2 protein-coding genes and 1 pseudogene are annotated in these 3,997 nt (G+C 62.5%); 2 read left to right on the top strand and 1 reads right to left on the bottom strand.

Features of this window, described 5'->3' with window-relative positions; all coding sequences use genetic code 11:
- A partial coding sequence (locus tag FHG66_RS21085; protein WP_246082710.1) for an NAD-dependent epimerase/dehydratase family protein occupies nucleotides 1–293 on the bottom strand: 293 nt, incomplete at its 3' end.
- A 1,101-nt stretch (nucleotides 294–1,394) separates the two neighbouring features.
- On the opposite strand from FHG66_RS21085, the gene FHG66_RS21080 reads away from it, so the two are divergent.
- A complete protein-coding gene (locus FHG66_RS21080) occupies nucleotides 1,395–1,973 on the top strand; it encodes a sugar transferase (RefSeq protein ID WP_139079111.1) in 579 nt (192 codons plus the stop codon).
- Nucleotides 1,974–2,353: 380 nt separating this feature from the next.
- Nucleotides 2,354–3,997, top strand: a pseudogene (locus FHG66_RS21075) (hypothetical protein); the annotation flags it as partial.

Below are 3,997 nucleotides of genomic sequence, written 5' to 3'. Positions count from 1 at the left end.
GCGCGCTTCTCCCGAGCCAGTTCCAGCAGGTTCCAGCTACCCTGCAGGCAGGTGCGCATCGTGTGCAGGGGATCGCGCTGGTACTGCGGCGGGGAGGCCGCGCAGGCCAGGTTCCAGATCTCGTCCAACGGCCCATCCACGCTCAGGGGAAGCCCGATGTCGTGGCGAAGGAAGGAAAACCGCGGCTCCCGCATCAAGGGGGCCAGGTTCGGCAGCCGCCCCGTTTGCAGGCTGTCCACGCAGATGACCTCGTGCCCCGCTCCGACCAGCCGTTCGGCCAAATGGGAGCCCACGAATCCCGCACCCCCCGCCAGAAGGATCCGGCGTGGACGGCGGGGCTGAGTTAGTTTCGGCTCTTTGCTCATAAGACTCACCGGCTCACTTGGTCCTCGTTCAACGAGGCGAGGAGATGAGGAGCAATCATGGCAACAATTTGGCGATTGTTGACAAAACAGAAACTCTGGATGAGATCGCTGAACCGGTTGGAGCCGTCGTCAATAGGATCGCGAACCAAGCGCAAACGATGATCTAGCCTTCGCGTGTAAGCGCGATCTGAGACTCTACCCCGGTGTCATGAGCGATGAAGCCCCGCTTCTGATCCGACCTTTTAGTCTAGTGGTTAACTCAAAGGCGCTTTGGCAAAGAGGTCTCTCAAAGCTCCTGCTCTGGTGGATATGCGATGGTCTTGACGGTAGTTCTCGTGCTGGCTTCTTCTGCAGTCTTGTTCGCCAGGGACATCCTGATCCACAGACGCTGGACTGGCAGGGGCAACAAGGGTCGTGACGCCTGCCGAAACCTGGAGGACGGGCTGTGGTAGCAGAACCTACGACCAAGCTGACGGATCCCAAGCTCCCATGGCTTGGCAGGATTAGCAGATAAGGTTTGCCAAGATTGGCTGGGTTGTGGACCAAGCAAGGCCACACGGGCGAGCCGCCAGAACGGCCGCCTGGCAACCTAGCCTCACTCAATCAACACCCGATCCGTGTCGAGCGCAGCTTCGCGCGGCAAGACCGGAGGCAGGGGGGCTCAGATGATATGCTGCTTCTCGACAAGATCAGTGCGCCAGGGTGGGGCCGCGACGGTCCAGAGAGCCGGTCGATTGCGTCGGCAATGCCCTCCTCATTGAAGGCGGCACACGCGCGCACAATGTTAACCTCTAAACATATTGAGCGTTCACAAGTATCTGTTGCACAAATATAAAATTGGAAGCTATGAGGCGTCGATCCAGTTCCGAACTGGCTCCCTGAAATTGGCAGTTCACTGGTTGCGAGGCCATCATGTCGGATGCGGGAGCTTATACAGTCCACGAGCTTTCTGCCCAGCAATCGTCCGGAACACAGCCGCGCAAGGTCCTGCCTGTCCTCCGGCCGGTGTAACCGACCTTTGGCAAGCGCCTGCTCGACCTGCTCCTGCTGATCTTAGTCGTGCCCGCTGTGCTGCCCCTTGTGGGGCTCTTGGTGGTGGTGATCCGCCTGTCTGGTAGTCCGGCCTTCTTTGTCCAAGACCGGGTTGGCCGACAGGGCCGCATCTTTCAGTTCTGGAAGCTTCGGACCATGGTGGTGGATGCGGAGCAAAGGCTGGAGCGTTACCTGACGGACCACCCGGACGCGCGGGCTGAGTGGGACACCTACCAAAAGCTCAGCCATGATCCCCGGATCACGCGCGTGGGACACCTCCTGCGCAGGACCTCGCTCGACGAGATCCCGCAACTGTGGAACGTCCTGCGCGGCGACATGAGTCTGGTGGGCCCACGACCGATGCTCCCTCAGCAGCAGCCGCTCTATCCGGGGGTGGCCTACTCCACTCTCCGCCCCGGGCTCACGGGCAGCTGGCAAGTGGGCCAGCGCCACACCAGCACCTTTGCGGACCGGGCCCGCTATGACGACCAGTACGCGGCGGAGCTGTCCTTCTGGACCGATCTGCGCATCCTGGCCGCAACCGTTCGTGTGGTGCTACAGGGCCGGGGACGGTAGGTCAGTGAAGAACGCCCGTGTCTGTTGGAAACAACACATGCGAAAGGCGTCAGATTACCAGTCGCCGATCACCCCTACGGCTGAGGATCGTCTGGTCGCTGTGTACTGGTATGCTAACCTGCTCTGCCAGCACACCTAGGTTGGCTTGCGCAACTCACGCGCTGGCTGAACCATGACTATTCCTGTGCCCCTTGGAACGAGCATAGGTAAGATGGCTGCACGACATCCCGCCTGGCTGCTGCCTCCCGGTCGTGACAGCTGTGCTTCGTCCGTCGTCCTTAAGCAGCCGTCAACAGGCCAGACTGGCGCCACAATCACCGCTCACTGACCCTGACGAAGCGCAAGCCATCAACAATCGCCAAGTCTAGGACAGTGTTATCGTGAACAAGGCCGGTCTGCGGAGGATCGTTTCCGCCTCGTTTCTTTTCCTCGCGTCCACGGCATCAGCCGTCTATGCGCAGAGCGTCTCCGTGCCGTTTCCCGAAGGGTTTATCGGCACCGTTGGGTCGAGCAACAACTCGGCCACCAACATCCGGATCTTCAGCACGCTCGAGATCGACCGCGCCACGTTCACCCAGCCCTCCAGCACAGGCCAGTTTACCGCCCAGGGCAACGACATTCCGGGCACACTGCGCCTCCTCCTCGACGACGGCACCGTGATCGACGTTCCCGGCGCCATCAACTGGCGCGACACCCAGGGCAGCACGCTCCATGCGTTCGGCTTCATCCCCGATCCGGCCAACCCGGCCCGCACGATCTCCTACGGCTCAAGCAATCAGTTCTCCATGACGCTGGGCTCGACCAGCAACTACGGCCTGCGGATCATCGGCTCGTCCCAGACCTACTCGGACGGCTCGAGCGTCAGCGGCAACGCCGCCACCAACGGCCTTTTAAACGCGCTGAACTCCTACCTTGCTACGGTCCAGGCCAGCGGGCCCGCAATCACCGGGCCGTCCGGCACGGCCGGAGCCACGGCCTCGGCCAAGACGGTGAACGAGACCCAGACGGCTGTGGCCACGCTGACAGCCAACAGGACGGTCACCTGGTCTATCCAGGGTGGCACCGATGCCGGCAAGTTCACGATCAGCTCGACGACGGGCGCGCTCACCTTTGCTGCAGCGCCAGACTTCGAGGCACCGAGCGACTCGGATGCGAACAACACCTACGTCGTGACCATTCTGGCCACTGATGCGAACGGCTACACAGGCCAGCAGACCGTCACAGTGACTGTGGCGGACCTCGACGAGGCTGCGCCCTTCATCACCGGACCTTCGGGCATGGCCGGTGCGGCCGCCTCGGCCAAGTCCGTGATCGAGGGCACGACAGCGGTCGCCACGCTCGCGGCCAACGAGCCGGTCACCTGGTCCATCGTCGGCGGCGCGGATCAGAGCAAGTTCACGATCAATGCCAGCACGGGTGCGCTCACCTTTGTTGCGGCGCCTGATTACGAGACACCGAGCGACAGCGGCACCAACAACGTCTATGACCTGGTCGTGAAAGCCGTGGATGCGGCCAGCAACGCGAGCCAGCAGAGCGTTGCTGTGACGGTCCTCGACCTCGACGAGGTGGCGCCACAGATCACTGGCCCATCGGGCGGAGCGGGTGCGGTCGCCTCGGCCAAGTCCGTGAACGAGGGTACAGCAACCGTGGCGACCTTCACCGCCGATGAAGGGGTGACCTGGTCCATCACCGGGGGTGCGGACGCGGGCAAGTTCGCCGTCAACCCGGCCACTGGGGCCCTGACGTTCCTGGTGGCTCCGGATTTTGAGACACCGGCCGACAGCGGCACCAACAACGTCTATGACGTGGTCCTCACGGCGACGGATGCAGCCAACAACACGAGCACGCAAGCCGTCGCCGTGACGGTTCTCGACCTCGACGACACCGCACCCGTCTTGACCGGCCCGACCACGAAGTCGGTCCCGGAGAACCAAACGGCGGTGGACACCTACTCGGCCGATGAGCCGGTGACCTGGATCATCGTAGGCGGGGCCGATGCGACCAAGTTCTCCATTCATCCCAGC

It is taken from the genome of Rubellimicrobium rubrum, from assembly GCF_006152115.1.
In the GTDB taxonomy this organism is placed as follows: Bacteria; Pseudomonadota; Alphaproteobacteria; order Rhodobacterales; family Rhodobacteraceae; genus Rubellimicrobium; species Rubellimicrobium rubrum.
The sequence above is the reverse complement of the archived record's forward strand: the minus strand, read 5'-3'. Positions and strand labels throughout refer to the sequence as shown.